19 protein-coding genes are annotated in these 26,647 nt (G+C 70.4%); 11 read left to right on the top strand and 8 right to left on the bottom strand.

Annotation, left to right across the window (positions count from 1 at the left end):
• Nucleotides 1-44 precede the first annotated feature (44 nt).
• From HW274_RS05080 to HW274_RS05055, 6 genes are all read left to right on the top strand, one after another.
• Nucleotides 45-1,820, top strand: coding sequence for an ABC transporter ATP-binding protein (locus HW274_RS05080; RefSeq protein WP_185989568.1), 1,776 nt, complete (start codon nt 45-47; stop codon nt 1,818-1,820).
• Entirely contained in the window at nt 1,817-3,037 is a 1,221-nt protein-coding gene (locus HW274_RS05075) for a phosphotransferase family protein (protein ID WP_185989359.1), read from the top strand. Before HW274_RS05080 ends, HW274_RS05075 begins: the two co-directional genes overlap by 4 nt.
• Before the next feature lie 23 nt (nt 3,038-3,060).
• A complete protein-coding gene (locus HW274_RS05070; protein ID WP_260679193.1) occupies nt 3,061-4,131 on the top strand; it encodes a phosphotransferase family protein in 1,071 nt (356 codons plus the stop codon).
• Entirely contained in the window at nt 4,128-5,453 is a 1,326-nt protein-coding gene (locus tag HW274_RS05065) for a UDP-glucose/GDP-mannose dehydrogenase family protein (RefSeq protein WP_185989358.1), read from the top strand. The genes HW274_RS05070 and HW274_RS05065 overlap by 4 nt, the downstream gene beginning before the upstream one ends.
• A gap of 74 nt (nt 5,454-5,527) precedes the next feature.
• On the top strand, nt 5,528-7,057 hold the full coding sequence (locus HW274_RS05060) for a cell wall metabolism sensor histidine kinase WalK (RefSeq protein ID WP_075255072.1): 1,530 nt from the start codon (nt 5,528-5,530) through the stop codon (nt 7,055-7,057).
• Entirely contained in the window at nt 7,054-7,713 is a 660-nt protein-coding gene (locus HW274_RS05055) for a response regulator transcription factor (protein WP_075255073.1), read from the top strand. The genes HW274_RS05060 and HW274_RS05055 overlap by 4 nt, the downstream gene beginning before the upstream one ends.
• Nucleotides 7,714-7,746: 33 nt before the next feature.
• Here HW274_RS05055 and HW274_RS05050 read toward each other — a convergent pair whose 3' ends face one another.
• From HW274_RS05050 to HW274_RS05020, 7 genes are all read right to left on the bottom strand, one after another.
• Nucleotides 7,747-8,244 (bottom strand): ubiquitin carboxyl-hydrolase, encoded by a 498-nt coding sequence (locus HW274_RS05050; RefSeq protein ID WP_075255074.1) that lies wholly within the window; start codon nt 8,242-8,244, stop codon nt 7,747-7,749.
• Nucleotides 8,245-8,426: 182 nt separating this feature from the next.
• The gene (locus HW274_RS05045; RefSeq protein ID WP_075255075.1) at nt 8,427-9,722 is read right to left on the bottom strand and encodes a glutamate-5-semialdehyde dehydrogenase; all 1,296 of its coding nucleotides are present in this window, start codon (nt 9,720-9,722) and stop codon (nt 8,427-8,429) included.
• A gap of 34 nt (nt 9,723-9,756) precedes the next feature.
• Entirely contained in the window at nt 9,757-10,926 is a 1,170-nt protein-coding gene (gene proB / locus HW274_RS05040) for a glutamate 5-kinase (RefSeq protein ID WP_075255076.1), read from the bottom strand.
• An 11-nt stretch (nt 10,927-10,937) separates the two neighbouring features.
• Nucleotides 10,938-12,545 (bottom strand): GTPase ObgE, encoded by a 1,608-nt coding sequence (gene obgE, locus HW274_RS05035; RefSeq protein ID WP_075255077.1) that lies wholly within the window; start codon nt 12,543-12,545, stop codon nt 10,938-10,940.
• An 86-nt stretch (nt 12,546-12,631) separates the two neighbouring features.
• Nucleotides 12,632-12,889 carry a 50S ribosomal protein L27 gene (gene rpmA, locus HW274_RS05030; RefSeq protein WP_003785909.1) on the bottom strand — a complete coding sequence of 86 codons (258 nt, stop codon included), beginning with the start codon at nt 12,887-12,889 and terminating at the stop codon, nt 12,632-12,634.
• Nucleotides 12,890-12,958: 69 nt separating this feature from the next.
• Nucleotides 12,959-13,279, bottom strand: coding sequence for a 50S ribosomal protein L21 (rplU, locus tag HW274_RS05025; protein WP_004565174.1), 321 nt, complete (start codon nt 13,277-13,279; stop codon nt 12,959-12,961).
• 176 nt (nt 13,280-13,455) lie between these two features.
• A complete protein-coding gene (locus HW274_RS05020; RefSeq protein WP_185989357.1) occupies nt 13,456-16,713 on the bottom strand; it encodes an Rne/Rng family ribonuclease in 3,258 nt (1,085 codons plus the stop codon).
• A gap of 617 nt (nt 16,714-17,330) precedes the next feature.
• Between HW274_RS05020 and HW274_RS05015 the strand changes: the two genes are divergently transcribed.
• From HW274_RS05015 to HW274_RS04995, 5 genes are all read left to right on the top strand, one after another.
• Nucleotides 17,331-18,890 (top strand): cytochrome ubiquinol oxidase subunit I, encoded by a 1,560-nt coding sequence (locus tag HW274_RS05015; RefSeq protein ID WP_075255079.1) that lies wholly within the window; start codon nt 17,331-17,333, stop codon nt 18,888-18,890.
• 21 nt (nt 18,891-18,911) lie between these two features.
• Nucleotides 18,912-20,045 carry a cytochrome d ubiquinol oxidase subunit II gene (gene cydB / locus HW274_RS05010; RefSeq protein WP_075255080.1) on the top strand — a complete coding sequence of 378 codons (1,134 nt, stop codon included), beginning with the start codon at nt 18,912-18,914 and terminating at the stop codon, nt 20,043-20,045.
• Nucleotides 20,046-20,111: 66 nt separating this feature from the next.
• The gene (gene cydD, locus HW274_RS05005; protein ID WP_185989356.1) at nt 20,112-21,863 is read left to right on the top strand and encodes a thiol reductant ABC exporter subunit CydD; all 1,752 of its coding nucleotides are present in this window, start codon (nt 20,112-20,114) and stop codon (nt 21,861-21,863) included.
• Nucleotides 21,860-23,782, top strand: coding sequence for a thiol reductant ABC exporter subunit CydC (cydC, locus tag HW274_RS05000; RefSeq protein ID WP_075255081.1), 1,923 nt, complete (start codon nt 21,860-21,862; stop codon nt 23,780-23,782). The genes cydD and cydC overlap by 4 nt, the downstream gene beginning before the upstream one ends.
• Before the next feature lie 14 nt (nt 23,783-23,796).
• Nucleotides 23,797-25,890 (top strand): GAF domain-containing protein, encoded by a 2,094-nt coding sequence (locus HW274_RS04995; protein ID WP_075255082.1) that lies wholly within the window; start codon nt 23,797-23,799, stop codon nt 25,888-25,890.
• A gap of 47 nt (nt 25,891-25,937) precedes the next feature.
• On the opposite strand, the gene HW274_RS04990 is transcribed toward HW274_RS04995, so the two are convergent.
• Nucleotides 25,938-26,591, bottom strand: coding sequence for a response regulator transcription factor (locus HW274_RS04990; protein ID WP_004565181.1), 654 nt, complete (start codon nt 26,589-26,591; stop codon nt 25,938-25,940).
• Between the last annotated feature and the right edge of the window lie 56 nt (nt 26,592-26,647).

Raw genomic sequence — 26,647 nt, 5'->3', positions numbered from 1 at the left:
CGCTTCCTCGTCGTCACGGGCGCAGCCGTGTGCGTCAGTCCCCCATGCGGCAGACTCTGCGGCTGGTGGGCCCTGACGCCGCGCCCCAGTGGCGCCTCATGGCCGGGGGCACCGCGGTGCTTCTGGCAGAGGTGGTCTTCCGGGTGCTGGAGCCCTGGCCGCTGAAGGTCACCATCGACTCCCTGGTGGCGGCGCTGGGCCGCCACACGGGCAGCGCCCCCGCCACGGTCTCCTCCTTGGTGGGGCTCGGTATCGCCCTGTTGGTGATCGTGGCCGGGCGAGCGGTGTGCAACTACCTGGCCACCGTGGCCTTCGCCCTGGTGGGCTCGCGCACAGCGGCCTCCCTGCGCAGCCGGGCCTTCCACCACGTCCAGGGACTGTCCCAGCAGTTCCACGCCCGCAACCGCAGCGCGGACACGGTTCAGCGGCTCATCGCCGACGTCAACCGCATGCAGGAGGTGGCTGTCACCGCCGGCCTGCCGATGGCCGCCAACACCTTGACCCTGCTGGTCATGGTCGTGGTCATGGTGTTCCTGGACCCGCTGCTGGCCATGATCGTGCTCCTGGCGGTGGTGGCTTTCATGCTCGCCTCCTCGGGCAACTCGCGGCGGATCTCCGCGGCCTCCCTGCGCAGCCGCAAGTCGGAGGGGAACCTGGCCAACACCGCCCAGGAGGCGCTCGGCGCCATCAAGGTGGTCCAGGCCTACGGCCTGGAGCCGCTGCTGCATGAGCGTTTCACGGGCGCCAACACGGTGTCCCTCAGTGAGGGGGTGCGCTCGCGCCGTATCGCCGCGCGCCTGGAGCGCTCCACGGACGTCATCGTCGGCGTGGCGACCGCCGTGGTCATGGTCGGTGGAGGCATCCGGGTCCTGAACGGCGCCATGTCCCCGGGGGATCTGGTGCTCTTCACGACCTACCTGCGCACCACCATGAAGCCGCTTCGGGACATGGCCAAGTACACCGGCCGCATCGCCCGGGCAACGGCCTCGGGTGAGCGGGTGGCCGACCTCATGGCGGTCAAGCCCGACATCGTCTCCCCTGCTGACGCCATCGTGCTGGACCGGGTCCACGGCATGATCCACTTCGACCACGTGCACGCCGCCTACGAGGGTCGCCCGGTGCTGCACGGGGTGAACCTGACGGTGGTTCCCGGTGAGCACGTGGCCCTCGTGGGGCCGTCGGGCTCAGGCAAGTCCACCCTGGTGTCCCTGGTGGTGCGGGCCCTGGATCCGACGTCGGGCACGGTGAGCCTGGACGGGCACAGCCTGGATGAGCTCGATCTGCGGTTCCTGCGCTCGCAGGCCTCGGTCCTGCACCAGGAGGCGGTGTTGCTGACCGGCACGATCCGGGAGAACATCCGTCTGGGCCGGCCCGATGCCTCCGACGAGGAGGTGGAGGCGGCCGCGCGCGCGGCCCACGCCCACGAGTTCATCACCCAGATGCCCGGCGGCTACGATACGACCGTGGGCGAGCGGGGAGGCACCCTCTCCGGCGGCCAGCGCCAGCGCATCGCCATCGCTCGGGCGCTGCTGCGTGACTCGCCGATCGTCATCCTGGATGAGGCGACCACCGGGCTGGACCCGGCCTCGACGTCGGCGGTGCTGGAGGCGATCGATGAGCTGGTGGCCGGACGCACGACCTTGACCGTCACTCACGACCCGCAGGCCGCCATGCGCGCCGACCGGGTGGTGTGGATCCAGGACGGGCGGATCCGCCTGGAGGGCAGCCCTCAGCACCTCATGGAGTCCTCGACCGAGTTCCGTCGGTGGGCGAACAGTCATCTGGCCGAGTCCTTCGCCCTGGTGGGGAGCGGATCATGACTCCTTCGCTCATCAAAACGATGACCACGGCCGACGCCGTCGCCGCGGTCCTCGACGCCGATCGGCTCAGTGAGCTCCTCGGGCGCCCGGTGCGGGCCGCCAGGCTGCGCATCAAGCCTGAGGTCTCCGTCCTGGTCTCTCTGGAGGATCGGAGCACCGGACTCACCACTGGCTGGGCCCGTCTGCTCTGGCCGGTCTCGCACTCCAAGGCCGCTCAGGCCGAGCGTCTGGCCGCCCGCCTGGGCCTGGCGCAGTCCCCCGTCACCCTGCCCCTGGACGAGGGCCTGCTGCTGCAGAGCGGTGAGGTCCTCACCGACCCCAAGCTGGCCCAGCCTCTCGCACAGGCGACGGATCTGGGGGTGCTGGGTACCTGGGAGGCCCGGGACGTGCTGCGCTACAACCCCTCACGGCGCCTGGTCCTGCGTGACGGCGCCACGGTCCTGCGGTTGCGAGCTGGAGCCGGGGGACCTGCTGACGAGGTCCACCGCGCCCTGTCCGGGCGCCTCCCGATCCCCGGTCTGCTCGACTCGCAGGCCGTGACCCAGTGCGAGGGCCGTCTCAGCGTGCAGCAGTGGTGCGGAGACACGAACCTGGCCGACTTCTACGCGGACGATGCCGACGGGGCGGCCTCCGCTCAGCGCCTGAAGGAGGCCACCAGGCGCGTGGGGGCTCTGCTGGCCGCGCTGCACTCCTGCGCCGAGCAGCTGCCGGCGGACCTCGTCGGCCGCCTGCCGCATCAGCCTGCCGGCTCCCGGGAGCTGGCCGAGGTCCACGCTCGGCAGCTCGATGTCCTGGCCCCTGAGCTGGCACGCAGGGTGCGGGCGGTGGGCGACATGCTGCCCTCCCACTTGTCCGGGACACCGGTTCTCACCCACGGTGATGCCTCCCCCGACCAGGTGCTCTACGAGTACTCGACCGGGCGGATCTGGCTGACCGACTTCGACCGGGTGCGCCTAGCACCGGCGGCCATGGACCTGGGCTCCTACCTGGCGGAGGCACCGTCCTGTCAGCGACATGCGCTGCTGGAGGGTTACGCCGCGCACCGGCCCGTACCGGGCGACGCGGAGCTGGGGTGGGCGATCGCACTGTCCCGGCTGGCGCGACTGGCCGACCCCCTGCGACGGGCCCACCCGTCCTGGCGTGAGCGCATCAGCGCGAACCTAGCCGCCATCGAGCGCATCGTCCGGTCTCCGGAGAAGGAGGCCGGCTGGGCATGACGGACACGACGAGGACAACACCAATGACTGAGATGACACAGACGACGGAGGCGGCCGAAATGCTCAGCACGCTGCGGGCCATTCCTGGACTGCGGCGAGCCTGGCCCGCCGGCCGGGACTCGGAGCCGGTGAGCGCGAGCATCGAGTGCGTCGACGGCCGGGGCCGCCTGCGCGCCGGGCACGTCACCGTGGGGGGCGTCCCCGACCTGCTGCCCTACGCCAGTGACCCGGCCCTGCCGGCACTGTCCAGGCAGCTGACCGGGAGACTCGTCGTCCACCGCGCCGGTCGCCGCGCCGTCGTCATGGAGGCCTCCCGGGTCCGCAAGATCGTGCGGCCCCACAAGGCCGCCTCCCTGGTGCGGGCCCACACGACCGCCGCCTCGGTGCTGCAGGTCACCGGTCTGCGCACCCCCAGGATCCTCGGCAACGGGGACGACGTCGTTGATCTCGAGCTGCTGCCGGGCCGCAGTCTCGACGAGCTCGGTGACGCCGGCCTGCCCGGGTGGCAACGGTTCACGGAGGCATGGTCACTCCTGGGCGATCGTGAGGCGGACCTGCCCGTCCACGGGCCGCGTCAGGAGGCCCAGGTGCTGCAGCGCTGGCTGGCCTCCGCCCGCCGCTACGGCCTCATCGACCAGCAGGATCTTCTGCACGAGCAGGTGGTGGACACCTGCCTGAGCCTGACAGAGGCGAGCGGGGTGCGCGTCCTCACCCACCGCGACCTCCACGACGGCCAGCTCCTGTGGGACGGAACCGACCTGTCTCTGCTCGACCTGGACACCGCGGCCATGGCCGAGGCGGCTCTCGACCTGGGCAACCTCTGGGCCCACGCGGACCTCATGGCGGTTCGCGGCCGGATCGGCCCCGAGGCCCACGCCCGGGTCCGCGGACTGCTCGACGACCTGGCCCGCACGCTTCCCGTGACGGAGCAGCGCCTGGAGACCTACTACCGCTCCTCAGCGCTGCGGCTCGTCTTCGTCCACGCCTTCCGGCCCGCCGCCCACCAGTGGCTGCCGATCTGGGTGCGCCACTGCCTGGCAGACGCCTCCCCCTTCATGCCCCTGGACCTCACCAACGATTGGAACGACTCATGACCCCGCTTAAGCTCACCGTCATCGGCTGCGGATACCTCGGTGCCGTCCACGCCGCCGCCATGGCCCACCTGGGACACCACGTCCTGGGAATCGATACCCGACCCGAGCAGGTCGAGGCCCTCTCCCAGGGCCGCGCCCCCTTCTATGAGCCCGGACTGCCCGAGCTGCTGGTCACCGGGGCTCGGCAGGGAGACCTGCGCTTCACCTCAACACCGACGCCGGCCGAGCTGGCTGAGGCCGACGTCCACTTCATCGCTGTGGGGACCCCGCAGTCCGCCACCGGCGGGGAGGCCGACCTGAGCCAGCTGTGGACCGTGGTCGACATGCTTCACGACGCCCTGCCCGAGGGTGGGCGCAGCCTGGTGGTGGGCAAGTCCACTGTCCCGGTGGGTACCGCCCAGCAGGTGGCCGAGCGCCTGGCCGGACGCGCCCTGGTGCTGTGGAACCCCGAGTTCCTGCGCGAGGGCTTCGCCGTGGCCGACACCCTCCACCCCGACCGCATCGTCTACGGGGTCCCCACCGACCCCGCCGACGCCCAGGAGGCCCAGGCCGTGCTCGACGCCGTCTACCAGGACCTGTTGGAGGAGGGCATCCCCCGGATCGTCACCGACTACCCCACTGCCGAGCTGGTCAAGACGGCGGCGAACTCCTTCCTGGCCACCAAGATCAGCTTCATCAACGCCATGGCCCATCTGTGCGACACCGCCGGGGCCGACGTCACCGTCCTGGCCGACGCCATCGGCCACGACCCGCGCATCGGCAGGCGCTTCCTCCAGGCCGGCGTCGGCTTCGGCGGAGGCTGCCTGCCCAAGGACATCCGGGCGCTGCGGGCCAGCGCCGACCTTCACGGCGCCGTGCACCTGGCGGACCTGCTGGGCCGGGTCGACTCCATCAACCGCGAGCAGCGCGACCGGATCGTCGAGCTGGCCCGCACCCACGTGGGCGGCGACCTGTCCGGCCGGGCCATCACCATCCTGGGGGCGGCCTTCAAGCCCTTGAGCGACGACGTGCGCGACTCCCCCGCCCTGGACGTCGCCTCCCGTCTGGCCGACCTCGGGGCCGAGGTCACGGTCTGCGACCCGCAGGCCCTGCCCGTAGTAGCTCGCTCCCACCCCCACCTCACCCTGGAGGACGACCCCCGCGCCGCGCTCAAGGGAGCCGAGCTCGTCCTGCTGCTGACCGAGTGGGACCAGTTCGTGGCCCTCGACCCCGCTGAGGCCGCCACCGGCGTCGCCGAGCGTGTCATCATCGACGGACGCAACGCCCTGGACCCGGTGGCCTGGCGTGAGGCCGGGTGGACCTACGCGGGAGTGGGACGCTGAATCGGGCAGCTCCCGGCTCCACCCGTGCCCGGATCCATGGGGCGGAGCCCAGTGGATCCGGGCACAATGGCGAGGTGACCTCACTGCTGCCCACTCGTACCGTCACCATCGGAACCCGCGTCATGTGGGCAATCGTGCTGGTGTCGAGCATCGCGCTGGTCATGTGCGGGGCGATCGTGTGGGCGCTGGGGCTCTCCAGCGTGTCGGCCGACGCCACCAACCGGCTCGAGCACAGCCGCGACCGGATCCGCCAGCTGGCCGCCGACAGGCAGGACCCCTCCAGCGGTCAGCCCCTGGAGGACGTCTCCGCGGTTCTGCGCACCCACATCCAGCGCACTGCCGAGGGGCGCGGAGAGGCCGAGCTCGGCTTCGTCGGCACCGATGCCAGTACGAAGCTGACCTGGGTCTCCGCGGACAACGTCTCCTTCCGCCCCGAGCAGGACAAGGAGCTGCTCACTCGGGTCTCCTCCCAGGCCGCCGCCTCGGAGTCCGTCATCGAGACGGTGCGCACCCCCACCTCGAGCTACCGGGTCCTCGTTGTCCCGCTGCAGGGCGGCGCCCAGCGCGGCGCGCTCGTGCACGTCATCGATCTCAAGGTCGCCGAGTCCCAGCTCCGGCGCACCATGGCCTTCTACGCGGCGGCAGCCGTGTTCACCGTCGCCCTGGTAACGGGTCTGGCCTGGTTCGCCGTCGAGCGGCTCCTACGCCCCATTGAGCAGCTGCGCCGAGCCACCGAGTCCATCGGCGAGGAGGATCTGACCACCCGGGTACCAGTCAAGGGCCGGGACGACCTGACGGCCCTGGCCGAGGCCGTCAACCGGATGCTCGACCGGGTCCAGACCTCGGTGGAGGCCCAGCGCAACCTGCTCGACGACGTCGGCCACGAGCTGCGCACCCCGATCGCCGTGGTCCGCGGTCACCTCGAGCTCACCGACCCTGCGGACCCCGAGGACGTGCGCCAGACCCAGCTGTTGGCCCTTGACGAGCTCGACCGGATGGGAATGCTCGTGGGCGACCTGATCCTGCTGGCCAAGAGCGTCCAGAGCGACTTCGTCACCCCGGTGGACACGGATGTCGCCGAGCTGACCGAGCTGGTCTTCGACAAGTCCCTCGCCTTGGGTGAGCGCCGCTGGAAGATGGAGTCGGCGGCCTTCACCCGGGCCATGGTCGACCCCACCCGGATCACCCAGGCCTGGCTCCAGCTGGTGGCCAACGCGGTGAGGTACTCCGAGCACTGCTCCACCGTGTCCCTGGGCTCGGCCGTTCGCGACGGCCACCTGCAGATGTGGGTCAGGGACGAGGGCATCGGGATCGCCCCTGAGGACATCGACCTGGTGCGCCAGCGGTTCAAGCGCACCGCCGGCGCTCAGAAGCTCGCCTCCGGAACGGGACTGGGGCTCAGTATCGTCGAGACGATCGTCGCAGCGCACGGCGGGAGGCTGGACATACTCTCTGAGGTGGGCAGAGGATCGGTGTTCACCATGGTGATCCCCCTCAGGCCCCCCGTCGCCGTGGCCTCCTCTCGAGGTGACGCCCTCGCACCTGCCGGGGACTCGCTCCCCGATCAGCCCCCGACAGCCTCCCGAAGGAGTCACTCACCATGAGCCGCATCCTCATCGTTGAGGACGAGCCCCGCATCGTCGCCTTCCTCACCAAGGGCCTCAAGGCGGCCGGGTTCACCACGCACACCACTGCCGAGGGCGAGCAGGCCGTGGCCCTGGCGGTCCAGGAGGACTTCGACCTCATCATCCTGGATGTGGGCCTGCCCGACATCGACGGCTTCGAGGTGCTCCAGCAGCTGCGCGGCCAAGGAGTGGGAACGCCGGTCATCATGCTTACGGCGCGCTCCTCGGTGGCCGATCGCGTCGCCGGTCTGGAGGGCGGCGCGGACGACTACATGCCCAAGCCCTTCTCCTTCGAAGAGCTCCTGGCCCGCATTCGGGTACGGCTGCGCCCGGATGCCACCGGCCCCGACCAGATGCGCCTGACTCACCGGGACATGGTTCTGGACCTGCGCACCCGCACCCTGACGCTGGAGGGGAGGACCGTGGAGCTCTCCGCCAGGGAGTTCGCCCTGGCCGAGACCTTCATGCGCCACCCCGGTCAGGTTCTCAGCCGCGAGCAGCTGCTGAGCGCCGTGTGGGGGCTGGACTTCGACCCCGGCTCCAACGTGGTGGAGGTCTATGTCTCCTACCTGCGCAACAAGCTGGGAAGGCAGCGGGTGGAGACCGTGCGCGGCATGGGCTACCGGCTCATCTGATCCGCGGCTCCGGCCGTCTCGTCAGCCGTCCGCTCAGTCATCGATGTCGCGGTCGTCGTCATCGGGTTCCTTCACACCGTTCCTGGCCGGCTTCTTGTCGTCGTCATCATCGTCCACCTCGGTGCGTCCGGGGGCGGCCGGTGCGGCGGTCCCGGCCGGGGCAGCCGGTTCGGCGGGGGCCGGCTGGCGATGGCCGTGGTCGACGGCGACAGGCGGGTCGGGCTCCACCGCCTGAGGCGCGTGGCCCTGCGTCGAGGAGTCCGATGAGGTCCAGGAGTCCGCCTCGGAGCCGCTGGGCTCGTGCTGGGTGGAGCTGGCACCGCCGGCACTCCGGCTCGGCGTGGCCGTCACAGAGGACTGGGACGAGGTGACCCGTGGGGTTGCTGTCAGGACGATTCCCGGTTCCTTCGCGGACTCGGCGGGGTGGGAGAAGACCATGCGGGTGACCGCGAGCAGGAGACCCGCGGTCACGATGACGACGGTGGCGGCCACGACGCGGCCACGTCCGAAACGATGCAGCAGACTCGCCATTCCAGCGTCCCCCTTCTCCCCGGCTCTGGCTTGACGGGACCTGCCCGACTTTTGTCGACCGTAACATGAATAAGAGGACAAAGCACCGGAGCACGGCGCCGGGGAGTGACAGAACTGATCCGCAGGCTTCTTGCAGTCGGCACAACTCTGCGGCGCCCAGCATCACTCGCAGACGTGCGAGCTCAGGGGCGGATGTGGCCGTCTCCCTCGACGATCCAGGTCGTCGTCGTCAGCTCGCTCAATCCCATGGGGCCGCGGGCGTGGAGCTTCTGGGTGGAGATGCCCAGCTCGGCCCCCAGCCCCAGCTGTCCGCCGTCGGTGAAGCGGGTCGAGGCATTGACCATGACGGCCGCCGAGTCCATGCCGGCGATGAAGTCGTTGATGACGCTGACGTCCTGGGCGAGGACCGCCTCGGTGTGCCCGGTGGTGTGGGCGCGGATGTGGTCGATGGCCTCCTCCAGGCTCTTCACGACGCGCACGGCCAGGTCCAGCGAGCCGTACTCGGTGTCCCAGTCGGCCTCAGTGGCCTGGGTCAGGAGGTCGTCACGTCCAGCGGTCGTCGCAGCCTCGGTCAGGATCCGGTGGGCGGTGGGGTCGGCGTGCAGAACGGTGTCCTTGTCCCACAGGGCGCAGGCGGCGGCCGGCAGGTAGGTGGCGGCGACGTCGACGTGGACCAGGAGCGTCTCGGCGGCGTTGCACACGCCGACGCGCTGGGTCTTGGCGTTGACGATGATGTCCACCGCGGTCTCCAGGTCGGCGCTGGCGTCGACGTAGACGTGGCAGTTGCCCGATCCGGTCTCGATGACGGGGACGGTGGACTGCTCGACGACGGTGCGGATGAGCCCGGCCCCTCCCCGCGGCACCAGGGCGTCGACCAGGCCGTGGGCGCGCATGAGGGCGCGTGCCCCGTCCCGACCGGCGGCATCGACGCTGGTGACGAGGTCTGCGGGCAGGCCCTGCACCTCCAGGGCACTGCGCAGGGCCGCGACGATGGCGGCGTTGGAGTCCTGGGCGGCGCTGCCCCCGCGCAGGATGATGGCGTTGCCGGACTTGACGGCCAGGGCGGCCGTGTCGACGGTGACGTTGGGGCGGGCCTCGTAGATCATGCCGACGACTCCCAGTGGCACCCGAACCCGACGCACACGCAACCCGTTGGGCATGACCGAGCCGTCCACGACCTGGCCCACGGGGTCGGGCAGGGCGGCCACCTCGCGCAGGGAGTCGGCGATGGCCGACAGCCGCCCACGGTCCAGGGCCAGACGGTCGAGAAGGCCGGCCTTCATCCCGCCTTGGCGTCCGCGCTCCAGGTCGGCGGCGTTCGCCGCGAGGATCGATTCGCCGTGCTCGGTCAGGCTGTGGGCCATGGCCTCCAGGGCGGCGTCCTTGACGGCGCGCGGGGCCCTGGCCAGGCTCCGTTGCGCCACGCGGGCGGAGCGGGCGGTTGCGGTGACGAGCTCGTGGGCCTCAACGTCGTTCATGGGGACACTTTAGAAGACGAGGCCGATGGTGTCCTCAGACTCCGGCGATGCGGGGCAGCTCGGCCAGATCGTCGCGGTGGATCACGGGGGCCACGTGATCGGGGGCCGGGGCGCCCTCGGCCTGGGCCGCCAGGACCTCGCGCAGCTCGGCGGCGGCGTAGCGGCATATCCCCCGGGCCAGGACGCCCCCGGGGCCGACGACGTCAACAACGGAGCCCGACTCGAAGTCACCGTCGAGGCCGGTCAGGCCCGGCAGCAGGAGCGACTTCTTCCCCACGGTCAGGGCCCGGGCCGCCCCAGCGTCGATGAGAACACGCCCTTCGGGCTGGGAGGCGTGGGCCATCCACAGCCGTCGGCTGGGGCGGTGGGGCCCGGTGGGCTCGAACCAGGTGCCCAGGTCTGCGGGAACCTGTTCCTGGCCCAAGAGCGCTGCGGCGTCATCGGCCCGGGCGATGAGGGTGGTGGTTCCCGAAGCGCAGGCGATGGTGGCGGCCTGGAGCTTGGTGGTCATGCCGCCGGTTCCCACGAAGGAGCCGCGCCCGGAGACACTGACCCCCTCCAGATCCGCTGAGGAACGCACGTGGCGGATGGGAGTGGCGCCGGGGGTTCCGGGGCGCGCGGTCCACAGGCCGTCGACGTCGGTGAGCAGCACGAGGACGTCGGCGGTCACCAGGTGGGCCACGAGGGCGGCCAGGCGGTCGTTGTCACCGAGGCTGAACTCGCTGGTGGCCACCGCGTCGTTCTCGTTGATGATGGGGACGGCTCCCAGCGAGAGCAGGGAGTCGAAGGTGGCGCGCACCGTGCGGTAGTGGCTGCGGATGGCGACGTCGTGGGCGGTCAGGAGGACCTGGGCGGTCACCAGTCCGTAGGCGCTCATCGCGGTCTCCCAGCGGGCGGCGAGCCGCCCCTGTCCCACGGAGGCGGCTGCCTGCAGGAGGCTGAGTTCGTCGGGGCGCCGGCTCAGCCCCAGGGGCACCAGCCCTGAGGCGACGGCCCCGGAGGAGACCAGGACGACGTCGTGGCCGCGACTGCGCATACCGGCGATGAGGCCGGCGAGGATGTCGATGCGGTTGAGATCGAGCCCGCCATCGGCGCGCGTCAGGGAGGAGGAGCCGACCTTGACCACGACGCGGGCGCCGGCAGGCAGCCGTCCTGGGCGCTCCTGTCCGTGGTCGGAGCCGGCACCGGTTGCTGCTGGAGTCATGGGTTCGCGCCTCAGTCCTCGTCGTCCCCGTGCCAGGAGGCGGCATCGGTCCACAGGCCCTCGGCGGCCTCGTCGCGCAGCTGCTGGCGCGCGGCCTCCTTGGCATCCATCATCTCGTGGTACTGGCTGCGCCGCTCCACGTTGGTCCGCCGCCGACTGGTCTCCAGGCGCAGGTCGGTGCCTCGGGCGCCCAGCAGCTCGGGGCCGGTGGTCATCGTGGGCTCCCAGGTGAAGAGCACTCCCCCGTCGACCTCGCCGATGAGGACGGTGTCGCCGGCGTGGGCGCCGGCCTTGACGAGCTCGTCCTCGACCCCGGCCGCGGCCAGGCGGTCGGCGAGGTAGCCGACGGCCTCGTCATTGGTGAAGTCGGTCTGACGCACCCAGCGTTCGGGGCGCTGCCCGCGAACCTGGTAGACCTGCCCCTCGCTGGGATGGGCCAGCAGACGCACCTGGGCGACGCTCTCCTTCTCCCGGCGCCCGACCGCCGCGGGCCGGATGATCGGGCGCGGCTCACCCGAACCGTCAGTCCCACCGGCCTCTCCGTCGCGCCGGGAGGTGGCCGGAGCGGCCTTCCGGGCCTGCTCGACCTCCCCGGCCAGGGCGAAGGACAGGGGGCGCAGCCCCGTGTGCGCGACTGCGGAGACGATGTGAACGGGTAGCCCCCGGGCCTCGATGTCGGCGCGCACGAACTCGGCGAGCTCGGCCGCATCGGGGACATCGACCTTGTTGAGCACCACGATGCGGGGGCGCTCCATGAGGGGGACCCGGCCGGTGAGGGAGGGGTCGTCCTCCTGCTCGCCGAGGCGCTCGGAGTAGGCGGCGAGCTCGGCCTCAATGGTGTCCAGGTCGGACAGGGGGTCACGCCCCGGCTCGAGGGTGGCACAGTCCAGGACGTGGACGATGACGGCGCAGCGCTCGATGTGCCGCAGGAAGTCCAGTCCCAGACCTTTGCCCTGGGAGGCTCCGGGGATGAGGCCGGGGACGTCGGCGATGGTGTAGCGCACGTCGCCGGCCTCGACGACCCCGAGGTTGGGTACGAGGGTCGTGAAGGGGTAGTCGGCGATCTTGGGGCGGGCGGCGCTCATGGCGGCGATGAGGGAGGACTTGCCGGCGCTGGGGTAGCCCACCAGGGCGACGTCGGCGATGGTCTTGAGCTCCAAGGTGATGTCCTGGGCCTGACCGGGCTCTCCCAGGAGGTGGAAGCCGGGGGCCTTGCGCTTGGAGGAGGCCAAGGAGAAGTTGCCGCGTCCGCCGGTACCGCCCTGGGCGACGACGACGCTGGCGCCCTCCCCCACGAGGTCGGCGATGACCTGGCCTCGCGAGTCCTTGACGACGGTGCCCTCGGGAACGGGCAGCACGAGGTTCTTGCCGTCGGTACCGCGGCGCCAGTCCCCCATGCCGGGGGTGCCGTTGCCGGCCCGCTGGTGCGGGGATCGGTGATAGCTCAGCAGGGTCGTCACCCGAGGGTCGACAGTCAGGACGACGTCGCCGCCATGACCACCGTCGCCGCCGTCGGGCCCGGCCAGGGGCTTGAACTTCTCACGGTGCACGGAGGTGCAGCCGTTGCCGCCGTCGCCGCCGGCCACGTGGAGGACCACTCGGTCAATGAAGCTGGGCATGGGGTCTCCTGTGAGTCCGGGATAGCGCGAGAGGGCGGACGGCAGGTGCCGTCCGCCCTCTCGCGACGTGGTGATGTGCTCGGGGCTCAGGCCTCGGGGAGCACGACGTTGACGACTCGGCGACCGCGGAAGGTGCCGAACTCGACGTTACCGGCGGCGGTGGCGAACAGGGTGTCGTCGTTGCCGCGGCCGACGTTACGGCCCGGGTGGAAGTGGGTGCCGCGCTGGCGGACGATGATCTCGCCGGCCTTGACGAACTGGCCGCCGAAGCGCTTGACGCCGAGGCGCTGCGCGTTGGAGTCGCGGCCGTTACGGGAGGAACCAAGACCCTTCTTGTGTGCCATGGTTGAAGGCTTCTTTCTTCTCGAGCGTGTGCGTTCAGGATGCCCGCGTACTGGCTGACGCCAGGGCGGTCACTTGATGGCGGTGACCTTGACGGCCGTCAGCTGAGCGCGGTGGCCCTGGCGCTTGCGGAAGCCGGTCTTGTTCTTGAACTTGAGGATGTTGATCTTGGGGCCCTTCTCGTCGCCGATGATCTCGGCGGTGACGGAGGACTTGGCCAGATCGGCGGCAGAGGTGGTCACCTTGTCGCCGTCCACCAGCATGACGGGGGCGAGGGTGACCTCATCGCCGATCTCACCAGCAAGCTTGTCGACAACCACGACGTCGCCGACGGAGACCTTCTCCTGACGGCCGCCGGCCTTGACGATCGCGTAGACCACTTGAATGCTCATCTCTGTAGATTCTTCGAAAGGCTCTCACTCGCTGCAAGACCGGGATCGGCCTCACCGGGAGGGCCCTGTCTGGGCAATGGCGCAAGAAGCACCGGCAGATAACTCTAGGCGATCATGTCGCCAGCACCAACCTCCGATCCGCCCCACTCCCTGTGTTCTTGGGCACGGAGGCGTCGTCAGGCCGACACCTCCGGGGTGTCTGAAGAATTCTCCGGCGAGGGCGCGGCGCTCTTGGCCGTGACCCGCCGTCGCGTTCTCCTCGCCGGCTTGTCCTCGGCCGACTCAGACGGCGCCTCGCCGGACTGCGGCTCAGCGGGGTCCTCGGACGTCGCGGCGACCTTCTTCTCGGCCTTCTTGCCGGTCTTTTTCCCCGACTTCTTGTCCGCCTTGTCGCCCTTCTTCTCACTGGACTTCTTCGCCGACTTCTTGTCAGCCGCCTTCCTCGACCGGCTCTTGACCGGCTTGTCCTCGACCGGGGAGTCCGAAGCGTCCTGGCCGTCGGCGGGCTGCACCGCACCATGGGCACTGTCGCTCACGCCGGCCTCCGGGGCCTCGACGGCCCCCTGATCCTCATGAGACTCCAGCCCCTCCTGCTGGCTGTCCTTGTGAGCCTGCTCGGCGGCGGCCGCGATCTGGGCCAGGGCCCCGCGCACTGCCGCCCGGGCCTCGTCGTCGACTCCGGGCTCCGGCGATGCGGCGACGTCGCGCCCTGCCGATGCCTTGCCACGACCGGAGCCCTTGGAACTCTTGGAGCCCTTGGTCTCCTGAGAGTCCTGCTTGGCCTCCTTCTTACCCCCGCCGGCGGCCTGCTCCTCACGATTCTTGCGTCCGCGCGAACGCCCGCCACCGCGTGAGGCGGAGGCCGACATGTCGACCTGCTGGTTCTCCACGGGCTCGTCGTGGACGATGAACCCCCGTCCCTTGCAGTGCTCGCAGGTGGTGGAGAAGGCCTCGACCAGGCCCTGGCCCACCCGCTTGCGGGTCATCTGGACCAGACCCAGTGAGGTGACCTCGGTGACCTGGTGGCGTGTACGGTCGCGACCCAGGCACTCCACGAGCCGGCGCAGCACGAGGTCCCGGTTGGACTCCAGGACCATGTCGACGAAGTCGATGACAACCATGCCGCCGATATCGCGCAGGCGCAGCTGGCGGACGATCTCCTCGGCGGCCTCCAGGTTGTTGCGGGTGACGGTCTCCTCCAGCGTGCCCCCCGCGCCGGTGAAGCGCCCGGTGTTGACGTCGATGACGGTCATCGCCTCGGTGCGGTCGATGACCAGGGTGCCGCCGCTGGGAAGCCAGACCTTGCGGTCGAAGCCCTTGGCGAGCTGCTCGTCGACGCGGTGGGCGGCGAAGACGTCCTCGGGCCCGACCCAGTGCTCGAGGCGCTCGGACAGATCCGGGCTGACCTCGTCGATGTACTGCGAGATCGTGGACCAGGTGTTGTCCCCGGAGACGATGAGCTTGCGGAAGTCCTCGTTGAAGACGTCGCGGATGACCCTCACGGCGAGCTCGGGCTCGCCCTTGAGCAGGACGGGGGCCTTGCCGCTGCCCTTCATGACGGAGGACGCCTTCTTGTCAATGGCCTCCCACTGGGCCACGAGGCGCTCGACGTCGGCGGTCAGCTGCTCCTGGGTGGCCCCCTCTGCGGCGGTGCGCACGATGACTCCGGCCGAGTCGGGCACGATCCGCTTGAGGATCTTCTTCAGGCGGCTGCGCTCGGTATCCGGCAGCTTGCGCGAGATGCCCGTCATGGTGCCGCCGGGGACCAGGACCAGGTATCGGCCCGCCAGGGTGATCTGGCTGGTGAGGCGGGCGCCCTTGTGGCCGATGGGGTCCTTGGTGACCTGGACCAGGACGGTGTCGCCGCTGGAGAGGGCGTCCTCGATGCGGCGGGGCCTGCCCTCCAGGCCGGCGGCGTCCCAGTTGACCTCGCCGGCATAGAGGACAGCGTTGCGCCCCTTGCCCAGGTCCACGAAGGCAGCCTCCATGGAGGGAAGGACGTTCTGAACCCGGCCGACATAGACGTTGCCGACCATGGAGGTCTGGGTGTGCCGGGAGACGTAGTGCTCCACGAGGAGCCCGTCCTCCAGGACGGCGATCTGGTTGAGGCCGTCGGACTCGCGCACGATCATCTGCCGGTCCACGGACTCACGACGGGCCAGGAACTCCGCCTCGGTGACGATGGGACGACGGCGCCCGGCCGCCCTGCCCTCGCGACGGCGCTGGCGCTTGGCCTCCAGACGGGTGGACCCCTTGAGGGCGGTCACCTCGTCACGCGGGTCGCCACCCTCCGAGCGGGTACGGGAGCGACGTCGCCGGCGGCGCGATCCGGACACGGTGCTCGTGGTGGTCTCCGCGGCGGCATCGGAGGAGGTCTCGCGCGAGGGAGCCTCATCGGCGCTGTCATCCTCCGCCGCCTGCGACTCATCATCGGCGTCGGTGCGTGCCGGGTCCTCGCCACGCGAGCGCGAGCGCCGACCGCGCCCGCCACGGCGCCGCTTGCGGCGGGCCCCGCCCTCGCGGACGTCCTCCGAAGAATCAGCCCGGGCCTCATCGGCCCCATCGGCACCGTCAGAGCCATCAGCCTCCGAGACCTGGGCGGACTCGGCGTCGGCCTCGTCGCGGGAGGAGTCCTCGCGGCGCTCCTGCGGGGCCCCGGTACCGGCGGCGGCCCGCCGACGCCGACGGCCGCGACCGCCACTGCGGTCGGCTCGGGAGGACTCGGCCTCAGCATCCTCGTCATGTCCCCGGGAACCGGTCCGCGCGTCGGTGTCCTCCTCATCCGCCCCGTCCTTGGCGCCCTGGTGACGCGAGGCGGTCGGCGCCTCCTGGGGAGCGGCGCTCGCCGCGGTGACCCGACGGCGCCGACGGGCCCGACTGGGGTCGGGGGCCTGGAACAGGAGCGAGGCGGCAGGCAGCCGGGGGACCTGGAGGTCCTCCTCCTCATCGATGTCCGCGCCGACGGGCTCGTCGTTCTCGTGGGGCTGCTCGGCCTCCTCGTCGTCGGTCTCGTCGGTCTCGGCCGACTCCTCGACCTGGTCCTCGAGTTCCTCCTGCGCGGCCTCGCTGCTCGATGCGTCCTCGGTCATGCCCGGCTCGTCAGGCTCGTCGGCCTCGACGGCGACGTGGGACTCGGCGGCGGGAGCCTTCTCGGGAGCGGCGGAGGCCGCGACGACCTTCCGGCGCCGACGAGGCGGGACCGGCTCAGCCGCCGGGGCCGCTGGGGCCTGCTGAACGCCGGGCACCTCGGAGCCGGACGTGGTGACGGTCTCCGAGCCCTCCACCGAGCCGGGCTGCTCGGCAACGGGGGCCTGGGCGGGGGCGGCAGCGGCCGCGGTGACCCTGCGGCGGCGGCGCGGAGTCGGGGAGCTCACGGCCTCACCGTCGCCGTGCTCGAATGATTCTGTTGATTCTGATGTGGTGCGACGTGCCATGGGGCTTGCACTCTCCGGGGCCGACGCCGTCGCCGTACCCTCGACGCGTCAGCGCGGTTGTGCTCCCTAGCGGGAGCAGCGAAAAGTCTTGAGCGCGCCGCGAGGGCGCACGCCTTACCTGGCGTCCACTCAGACCGGGCTCGCAGCGGCGCATCTCAGGCGGCGCAAGGTCCTCGGACAGGGTCGGCCGTAAGGCGCGGCGTCAGGTACTGGTACGAGGCACCCGATGCCGCCTCGAAGTATCCCACACAAACGCCGAGATGCGCTTGTGCGACTCATGGCGTCCTCGATCTGCGTTCACGTTGCCCTCATCACGCCCCCAGCAGGCACTCACCCCTCGGTCAGACACACAGCAAGCCCCACAACGTGCCACGGACTTTCATCCCCATTCTGCGACAACCACACCGTACCGCTTGCCTGACAAGCACCCCGAACATCACCTCGTCAGCGAGGCATCGACAGGAAAAGAACCGGTCGGACCACATCCCGCAGCACCTTCACCCGCCCTGCGTTTCGCGACACGACGTCATAGTTGCCGTACAATACTCCTATTGACCTGCAGGAAACTCTACAGGACAACCTATCGATCTCATCGTCATCTCCGAAAGGTGGCAAGGATGGCCATCTCTCCCATGGCGCTGGACTCTCTGGATCTAGCGCGCTGGCAGTTCGGTATCACCACCGTCTACCACTTCATCCTGGTTCCGCTGACCATCGGGCTGTCCCCGCTGGTGGCTCTCATGGAGACGCTGTGGCGCAGGACCGGCAACAAGCAGTGGCTGGTGGCCACCAAGTTCTTCGGCAAGATCCTGCTCATCAACTTCGCGCTCGGCGTGGCCACCGGCATCGTTCAGGAGTTCCAGTTCGGCATGAACTGGTCGGAGTACTCCAGGTTCGTCGGCAACATCTTCGGCGCCCCCCTCGCCTTCGAGGCCCTGCTGGCCTTCTTCATGGAGTCCGTCTTCCTGGGCCTGTGGATCTTCGGATGGGACCGCCTGTCCCCCAGGCTGCACAACCTGTGCATGTGGGCCGTGGCCGCCGGAACGAACTTCTCCGCCTTCTTCATCCTCACCGCCAACTCCTGGATGCAGCACCCGGTGGGCGCCGTCGTCAACCCCAGGACGGGGCGCGCCGAGCTCGATGGGGTGAGCGGCTTCCTCAAGCTCCTGTCCAACGAGCTCGTGTGGACCACCGTGCTGCACGTCATCTCCTCGGCCCTGCTGGTGGCCGCGGCCGTCGTCATGGGCGTGTCCGTGTGGTGGATGGTCAAGGCCGCCCAGGCCAAGCAGGACTTCGAGGCGCGTGAGCTGTGGCGGCGGGTCGCTCGTTTCGGGGCCGTCACCATGGTTGCCGCAGGTCTGGTCACCGTCGGCACAGGCCATATGCAGGGTCAGCTGGTCGCCGAGTACCAGCCGGCCAAGATGGCCGCCGCCGAGGGCCTGTGCCACACCGAGGCCGGAGCCCCCTTCACCGTGGCCGCCTTCGGGGACTGCAAGAACGAGGACGGCATGGTCCGGTTCATCTCGGTTCCCGGTGTCTACTCCTTCATGGCCACCAACGACTTCAACGCCAAGATCACCGGGCTCAAGGAGGCCGGTGACACCTACGCCAAGCAGTACGGCACCACCGATGCACGCGGCAACGCCGTCGACTACAGCCCCAACATCATGGTCAACTTCTGGTCCTTCCGCCTCATGATCGGACTGGGCATGGCCTCGATGGCCCTGGGGGCCCTGGCCCTGTGGCTGACCCGCTCCGACAGGCTCATCTCCCGTCCGGTTCTGGGCAAGGCGGCGCTGGCGACCATGTGGCTGCCCTTCATCGCCTGCTCCTTCGGGTGGATCTTCCGTGAGATGGGCCGCCAGCCCTGGGTCATCGTCCCCAACCTGTCCGACCCGGTCTCCCAGGTCTACATGCTCACCGCCGACGGCGTCTCCTCCGTGGTCTCCTCAGGCACGGTACTGGCCTCCATGGTCATCTTCACCCTGCTGTACGCCGCTCTCGGAGTGGTCTGGTTCGTGCTGCTGCGCCGCTACATCCGTGAAGGGGTGCGCACCCCGGTGCCGGACAAGACCGGCACGTCCGAGCAAACCGACCAGGACGGCAAGGACACGGACCCCAGCGATGACTCCCATGACTCCTCCGAGGCCGCCCCGGCCCTGTCCTTCGCCTACTGAGCCGAGGAAGGTAGAAAACCCATGACACTGAGCATCCTCTGGTTCATCCTCATCGCCGTCCTGTGGATCGGCTACCTCACTTTGGAGGGCTTCGACTTCGGCGTCGGCATGATTCTGAAGATCCTGGGCCGCGACGAGCGCGAACGGCGCGCGACGCTGTCCACCATCGGCCCCCACTGGGACGGCAACGAGGTGTGGCTGCTGACTGCCGGCGGGGCGACCTTCGCCGCCTTCCCCGAGTGGTACTCCACCCTGTTCTCCGGGGCCTACATCGTCCTGTTCATCATTCTGCTGTGCCTCATCGTGCGCGTGTGCGCCATCGAGTGGCGCCCCAAGGTCAACTCCCAGACCTGGCGCGACCGCTGGGACTGGGTCCACACGATCAGCGCCTGGCTACCCTCCATCCTGTGGGGTGTGGCCTTCGCCAACCTGGTTCAGGGCATGCACATCGAGGTCGTCCAGACCTCCAACGGCGCCGTCGTCCCAGCCGCCCAGGTGCCGGCCGACTCCCTGGTACCCGGTGCCGCCCACCAGATCACCGGGGGCCTGCTCACCATGGTGACACCCTTCACCCTGCTGGGCGGGGCCGTCACCTGCCTGCTCTTCCTCAACCACGGTGCCCTCTTCGTGGCCCTCAAGACCACTGGTGACCTGTCGCAGCGCGCGCTGCGGATGTCACGCCGGCTCGCCCCGGCGGCCACCGCGGTCACCGCCGCCTGGGCGCTGTGGGCGCAGCTGGCCTACTCGGGTAACGCTCTGTCCTGGATTCCGCTGGTCATCGCCGCGGCCGGACTCATCGGCTCCCTGCTCATGGGACGCTCCGGGAACGAGGGGCGGGCCTTCGCCCTGCACTTCGTGGGGATCGCCTTCGCCGTCGTCTTCATCTTCGCCGCGATGGCCCCCAACGTCATGCGCTCCTCGGTGGACCCGGCCTACTCGCTGACGATCCAGCAGGCCGCGAGCGCCGACACGACACTGCTCATCATGAGCGTCGCCGCGGCGGTGTTCGTCCCCGGGGTCCTGGCCTACACGATCTGGAGCTACAAGGTCTTCGCCTCGCGCATCAGCGTTGAGAGCATCAACCCCGACCAGGGCGGGCTGCACCCCACGCTGGTGCGCGACTCGACCCAGCCCGAGGCGCACTTCGGGTACTGACGGACAGCGCGACGCATCGGCCGGGGGTCTCCGGGCCCTTGGACCTACTCCCCTATCCTTGAGCAGGTGAAGCCCCTCGATCCCCGGCTGATGCGTTACGCACGCTCCGCCCGCCGATACATCGCCGCCACCGCCGTCACCGGAATGGTGACCGCCGTGCTGGTGGTGGTTCAGGCCTTCCTCATCTCCGGTGCGGTCTCCTCGGTCATCTCCGAGGGGGCCGCACCGTCTGCCGTCAGGGCACTGGCGGTGGCTCTGGGCGGGGTCCTAGCGGCCAGGGCCCTGGTGGTCCTGCTCCAGGAGGTTCACGCCCACCGGTCCGCCACGGAGACCATCGTTGAGCTGCGCCGGCTGGTTCTGGAGCACGCGGCCCAACTGGGCCCCCGCTGGCAGGCGATTCACGGGACGCAGACGACCACTCTTCTGACTCGCGCGCTGGACGACCTCGAGCCCTACTTCACCCGCTACCTTCCCCAGCTGGTGCTGGCCTCGACGGTGACACCGGCCACGGTGCTGGTGCTCCTCACCCAGGACTGGTCGGCCGCGGTGGCCGTGGTGTGCACCTTGCCCCTCATTCCGATCTTCATGATCCTCATCGGCAGGATGACCCAGTCCGTCTCCCAGGAGCGTCTCAAGACCATGCAGGTCCTGGGCGATCAGGTGCTCGATCTCATCTCGGGCCTGCCCACGCTCAAGGCCCTCGGGCGCGAACAGGGACCGGTTGAGCAGGTGCGCTCCTTGAGCCGCTCCTACCGGCGCACCACCATGTCCACATTGCGGGTCGCCTTCCTGTCGGGGGCGGTCCTGGAGTTCATCACGACGCTGTCGGTGGCGATCATCGCCGTCCAGATCGGGTTCCGGCTCGTGGCCGGACGCATGGATCTGTTCACCGGCCTGCTCGTCCTCATGGTGGCCCCTGAGGTCTATCAGCCGCTGCGGCAGGTGGGCTTCCAGTTCCACGCCTCGGCCAACGGGGTGGCGGCGGCGAACGCGGTCTTCGAGGTTCTTCAGACCCCGGTGCCCGAGCATGGCGACCTGCCGGCCCCCGACCTGCGCTCATCGACGATTGAGATCGATGCGGTGTCCGTCGCCTCCCGGGGCGCGTGGGCCCCCGCCGGGCTCAGCGCCTCGATCCGACCGGGCAGCCTGGTGGCGCTGACCGGCCCGTCAGGTGCGGGTAAGACGACGACGACGCAGGTCCTCCTTGGCCTGCTGCCCCCTGACCGGGGGCGGGTGAGGATCGTGCCCGACGGCGGTGATCCCGGCAGCGCCGTCGACCTCTCCCAGATCGATCCGGCCACCTGGTGGGAGCAGATCGCCTGGGTGCCCCAGCGCCCCACCATCACCCCGGGCACGGTGCTGGACAACGTCCTGAATCATGCCGAGCCGGGAGCCTCCACGGCGGAGCGGGTCCCCGAGGTACTGATTGAGGCGGCCCGGGCCACGGGCTTCGATGAGGTCGTGGACGGCCTGCCGCAGGGGTGGCGGACCCCGGTGGGCACTGCAGGTGTGGGACTGTCCGTGGGGCAGCGCCAGCGTCTGGCCCTGACCCGGGCCCTGTGCTCGACGGCGCCCCTGGTGGTCATGGACGAGCCGACCGCGCACCTGGACGCTGCCAGTGAGGCCCACGTCCTGGACGCAGTCCGTGCGCTGCACGCCTCGGGGCGCACGGTGGTGGTCATTGCGCACCGTCCCGCGCTCATGGCCCTGGCCGAGCAGACCATCGCCGTGACGAGCCAACCAGTACCGCCAGAGGACATCGCACCTGACCGGGCATCTGCCCATGAGGCGGCGACGGCGCAGGAGGAGGCCCGGTGAGCACGGCACGCACATTGACCCCTGAGCCCCCTGAGACCCCAGAGAACCCCGTGAACCCCGCACATCCGACTGCCTCCGCCCTCTCCCCCGCGCTGTCCGCCGATGAGCGACGCTCCCTGCGCCGGGCGATGGGCCTGCTGAACCTGGACCGCTCACGCTTCATCCTGGCCGTAGTCGCCGGGACATCGGGTATGGCCTCGGCGGTAGCCCTGTCCGGGGTGGCGGCCTGGCTCATTGCGCGGGCCTCCCAGATGCCCGACGTCGTCGCGCTGGGGGTGGCGCCGGTAGCGGTGCGGCTCTTCGGCATCTCACGCTCCGTGCTGCGCTACTGCGAGCGCCTCGTCTCCCATGACACCGCCCTGAGAGGCATGGGCGCGCTGCGCACCCGCCTCTATGAGTCCCTGGCCTCAGCCCGCACGGACACGGTGGCGGGCCTGCGCCGCGGCGACGTCCTGGCGCGAGTGGGCGCCGACATCGACGCGGTCGGGGATCTCGTGGTGCGCGCCTATCTGCCGGCGGCTGTCGCCGCTGTCCTGGGCGCGGCCACATGTCTCGGCGTCGGCGCGGTCTACTGGCCGGCGGGCCTCATCCTGCTGGCCTGTCTGCTGCTGTCGGGACTGGTGGGCCCGTTGGCCACCATCCGTTCGGCGAGAATCGCCGAGCAGGCCCGTCAGAGGCAGGCCACTGAGTTGTCCGCGGAGGTGTTGGCGGTCCTGGAGGGGGCGCCCGAGCTGTCCGTCTCCGGGCGTCTGGCCGGCGCGATGCGCCAGGTCGCCTCCCGGGAGGAGAGCCTGACCCGTCTACGGGACCGGGCCGCGGTACCGGCCGCGATCGCTGCGGCCGTGGACATGGCCGCCATGGGCCTGGCGGTCCTGGGCAACCTGGTGGTGGGGGTGAGCGCCGTGTCCGCCGGGCAGCTGGCCCCGGTCTGGCTGGCAGTGATCGTCCTGGTTCCGCTGGCGGCCTTCGAGGCCACCTCCGCGCTCGGCCCGGCCAGCGTGCAGCTGGTGAGGTCGGCCGGCGCCGCCTGCCGCATTGTGGAGCTCATCGAGGCCGCTGAGGCCAGTGCCGCCAGCGGCGGCGCGACGTCCTGCGCGCCTCTGCAGCTGCCCAAGCCCTCCGCCCAGGGCCCGTACCTCAAGGCACGGGGCCTGGCGGTGGGCTGGCCGGGCGGCCCGGTGGTGGCCGAGGGCATCGACCTGGATCTGCGGGTCGGTCGCCGAGTGGCCATCGTGGGGCCGTCGGGGATCGGCAAGTCAACACTGCTGGCCACGCTGGCGGGACTGCTGGAGCCTCGGGGCGGCACGCTGACGCTCGACGGCGTCCCCCCGTGGCAGGCGGCCCGCTCAGAGGTGGCGGCCAGGGAGTGCCTGACCGCGGAGGACGCACACGTCTTCCACACCAGCGTCCTGGAGAACCTGCGCGTGGCACGCGGGGACGTCACCCCCACCGAGGCCGGCGAGCTACTGAGGCGGGCCGGCCTGGGGAGGTGGCTCGAGGCTCTTCCCGAGGGAGTTGAGACCATCATCGGCACCGATGCCACCACGCTGTCAGGTGGGGAGCGGCGTCGGCTCCTGCTGGCCCGGGCCCTGGCGGCTCCAGCTCCCCTGATGCTGCTGGACGAGCCCGGTGAGCATCTCGATGCCGTCACCGCGGACCGGCTCGTGACCGACCTGCTGACAGCGGGCGACCAGGGCCGCGGCACTCTCCTGGTCACCCATCGCCTCAGCGCCCTGGAGCACGCCGACGAGGTCCTCGTCATGGGACACCGGCCGCAGGCCGCCGGCGAGCAGGCCCCAGCGACTATCCTGCACCGAGGCAGCCACCGCGAGCTCCAGGACGTCTCCGAGACCTACCGGTGGTCGCTCTCCCAGGAGGATCAGGACAGACAGCAGGACCACGTATTCGGTACGAGCTGAATGAGCTGAGCACGATGACGACACCCCACCCGCAGCACGCAGCAGACACTCTCGGCGACGGTCTTGGCTTCCCCGGTGTGCCTGAGGACGTCCCGGAGGAGCTCGACGGCCCCCCGGCGCCACGTGAGGAGGCGCTGGCGACCTCTTCGGAGGACAACGCCGCGGCGGGGCGTCTGGCCTACGCCGTCCACGCCGACCAGCTGGTCTCCACCCGTGGCCGCCGGGCGTCGGCCCTTCAGCCGAGCCTGGACGAGGCGACTGTCGCCCTCATTCAGGCGGCCCTGAGCCTGACCAGCTCTCTGCGGGTCCCCGACGCGCTGCGCCGTCTGGTGGAGTCGGCCTGCTCCATCACGGGTGCCTCGTGGGGAACCATCGCCGTGCTCAACCACGCGGACATGGATGTTGACCCGGCCGGCATACTCTCGCCCGATCCCTCCGACGCGAGCTCGGGCACCGGTCTGTGCAGCGGGGTGCCCACGGCGACCCTCGATGAGCTCGCCCAGATGGCCGGCGCCCCCGATACCACCGGCGCTTCGCGCACCTCCTCTGAGTCCCTGCTCAGCGGACTCGAGAACACCGGGATGGTCATCGACAACGACCTGGGCAGGACATCGGCCTTCACCGGAGCCATCGAGGGTGAGGAGACCGGCAGCCTGCTCTCAGCCCCGCTGCGCCTTCACGACCAGGTCTACGGACACCTCTACCTGTGCGACAAGCCGGGGGGCTTCACCCGCTCGGACGCCGACGCCGTCCTGACCCTGGCCCAGGCCGCAGCCGTCGCCGTGGACAACGCCCGCCTGTACCGCGAGGCCCGTGACCGCGAGCAGTGGATGGTCGTCTCCCAGGAGCTGACGACGCTACTGCTCTCGGGCGCCGAGGAGGATGACGCGCTGACACTCATCGCCCACCGCGTCCGCCAGGTCGCTCACGCCGACACGGCCGCCCTCATCCTGCCCAGTATCGGGGAGCGCTGGATCTGCGAGATCGCCGACGGCGAGCACGCCCGGGAGCTGATCGGCACCTTCTTCCCGCCCGAGGGTCGGGCCCTGACCACCCTGGCCCATCAGACCGGCCTGGTCGTGGACTCCCTGGAGAACGCCTGGGGCGACGGCGACCTGATGGTCCCCCAGCTGGCCCAGTTCGGGCCGGCCCTCTACGCCCCCATGATCCACCGGGGGCGGGGCGTGGGGGTAATGCTGCTGCTGCGCTCCCCCGGCGCGGCACCCTTCACCGCCCAGGACCTGGAGATCGCCGAGCTCGTGGCGGGGCAGGCCACCATGGCCTTCGAGCTGGCCGACGCCCAGCACGCTGAGGAGATGGCCACGCTGCTCGATGAGCGGGCCCGGATCGGCCGGGATCTGCACGACCTGGCCATCCAGCAGCTCTTCGCCACCGGCATGCAAATCTCGGCGGCCCGGGAACGGCTGGCCTCCAGCGAGCATGCGGACCTGGACGCTGTGTGCTCCGTGCTGAGCACCGCCCTGGAGGCGGTGGACGACTCCGTGGGCCAGATCCGCTCCATCGTGCGTTCCCTGCGCGACCGCGATGAGGAGGTCGGGGTGATCGAGCGGCTGCGGCGCGAGGCATCCCTGGCCCGAAACGCCCTGGGCTACGCCCCCTCGCTGCTGCTGAGCGTCGACGGCCGGGGTCTGGCCCAGGTGGACCGCGACGAGGAGGACCGGCTCATCGCCTCGGTCGACGCCGCCGTGCCACCGGACATCGCCGACGACATGGTCGCCGTCGTGCGCGAGGGACTGAGCAACGTGGCCCGTCACGCCCACGCCTCCTCGGTGACGGTGGACGTCAAGATCGAAGGGGTGCAGCCGGGCTCGGAGCAGTGCTGCGGCCCCGGCGACGACGAGGGTCACGCCTCGGGAGACGCCGAGCCCTTCCGGGGCAGCCCGGTGGTGGAGATCGTCTGCCGTGACGACGGCGTCGGGGTGAATCCCTCAGTGACGCGCCGTTCGGGGACGGCCAACATGGCCGAGCGGGCCCGCCGCCACGGCGGCAGCTTCGTCATCGGTCCGCGGGCCCGCTCCGACGGCGAGCGGCGCGGCACCTGCTTCACCTGGCGAGTGCCCCTGGACGGGGGCGGCCGGGTGCGCTGAGTCCACGTGCGTCCCTCGGTGGCGGGCTCAGCGCGTCGGAGGAACCGTCAGCTGTTGCGCCAGCCCGAGGCCCGCTGGCCGGCGACCCAGGCCGCGACCTGGGTGCGTCGCTGCAGACCCATCTTGGCCAGTAGGGAGGTGATGTGGTTCTTGACCGTCTTCTCGGCGACTCCGAGCCGCTCACCGATCTCCCGGTTGGACAGGCCGTCACCGATGAGGTCGAGGACCTTGCGCTCGGCGTTGGTCAGGTCGGCGGTGGGGTCGTCGTGGTCCGCCCGGCGGCGCGTCACGGTGCGCTCGTCGAGCAGGACGCGCCCGGAGGCGACGGCCCGCACGACGTCGCTGATCTCAGCGCCGTGGACCGTCTTGAGCAGGTAGGCCCGGGCACCTGCCGCCAGGGCCTCGGCCAGGGCCTCGTCGTCGTCGAAGGAGGTCAGCACGATCGGCAGGGCCTGGGGCACGGAGTCCCTCAGCTCCTGCATGAGCTCGATGCCAGTGCCGTCGGGCAGCTGGAGGTCCACGAGGATGACATCGGGGCGAACCAGCTCGGCCCGACGCACCGCCTCGGCCCGAGATCCCGCCTCGGCGACGACGTCGAGCCCATCGGCGCGGTCAATGATCTCGGCGATGCCGCGACGGACGATCTCGTGGTCGTCCACGATCATGACGCGGACGATCTCCGACGATGGGGTGTGTGCCATACTCGTGACATTACCAGGGTATGGAAACCTACGTCACAACCCTGGCAGCGCTGTGG

This window comes from Actinomyces sp. oral taxon 169 (genome assembly GCF_013394715.1).
In the GTDB taxonomy this organism is placed as follows: Bacteria; Actinomycetota; Actinomycetes; order Actinomycetales; family Actinomycetaceae; genus Actinomyces.
Note: the sequence above shows the minus strand (reverse complement) of the source record. Positions and strands in the feature narration are given on the sequence as shown.

Bases quoted from the DNA above. Each gene is read 5' to 3' on its own strand.
- HW274_RS05080 (WP_185989568.1), top strand. From the start codon at position 45: ATGCGGCAGACTCTGCGGCTGGTGGGCCCTGACGCCGCGCCCCAGTGG.
- HW274_RS05075 (WP_185989359.1), top strand. From the start codon at position 1,817: ATGACTCCTTCGCTCATCAAAACGATGACCACGGCCGACGCCGTCGCC.
- HW274_RS05070 (WP_260679193.1), top strand. From the start codon at position 3,061: ATGACTGAGATGACACAGACGACGGAGGCGGCCGAAATGCTCAGCACG.
- HW274_RS05065 (WP_185989358.1), top strand. From the start codon at position 4,128: ATGACCCCGCTTAAGCTCACCGTCATCGGCTGCGGATACCTCGGTGCC.
- HW274_RS05055 (WP_075255073.1), top strand. From the start codon at position 7,054: ATGAGCCGCATCCTCATCGTTGAGGACGAGCCCCGCATCGTCGCCTTC.
- HW274_RS05050 (WP_075255074.1), bottom strand. From the start codon at position 8,244: ATGGCGAGTCTGCTGCATCGTTTCGGACGTGGCCGCGTCGTGGCCGCC.
- HW274_RS05045 (WP_075255075.1), bottom strand. From the start codon at position 9,722: ATGAACGACGTTGAGGCCCACGAGCTCGTCACCGCAACCGCCCGCTCC.
- proB (WP_075255076.1), bottom strand. From the start codon at position 10,926: ATGACTCCAGCAGCAACCGGTGCCGGCTCCGACCACGGACAGGAGCGC.
- obgE (WP_075255077.1), bottom strand. From the start codon at position 12,545: ATGCCCAGCTTCATTGACCGAGTGGTCCTCCACGTGGCCGGCGGCGAC.
- rpmA (WP_003785909.1), bottom strand. From the start codon at position 12,889: ATGGCACACAAGAAGGGTCTTGGTTCCTCCCGTAACGGCCGCGACTCC.
- rplU (WP_004565174.1), bottom strand. From the start codon at position 13,279: ATGAGCATTCAAGTGGTCTACGCGATCGTCAAGGCCGGCGGCCGTCAG.
- HW274_RS05020 (WP_185989357.1), bottom strand. From the start codon at position 16,713: ATGGCACGTCGCACCACATCAGAATCAACAGAATCATTCGAGCACGGC.
- HW274_RS05015 (WP_075255079.1), top strand. From the start codon at position 17,331: ATGGCCATCTCTCCCATGGCGCTGGACTCTCTGGATCTAGCGCGCTGG.
- cydB (WP_075255080.1), top strand. From the start codon at position 18,912: ATGACACTGAGCATCCTCTGGTTCATCCTCATCGCCGTCCTGTGGATC.
- HW274_RS04995 (WP_075255082.1), top strand. From the start codon at position 23,797: ATGACGACACCCCACCCGCAGCACGCAGCAGACACTCTCGGCGACGGT.
- HW274_RS04990 (WP_004565181.1), bottom strand. From the start codon at position 26,591: ATGGCACACACCCCATCGTCGGAGATCGTCCGCGTCATGATCGTGGAC.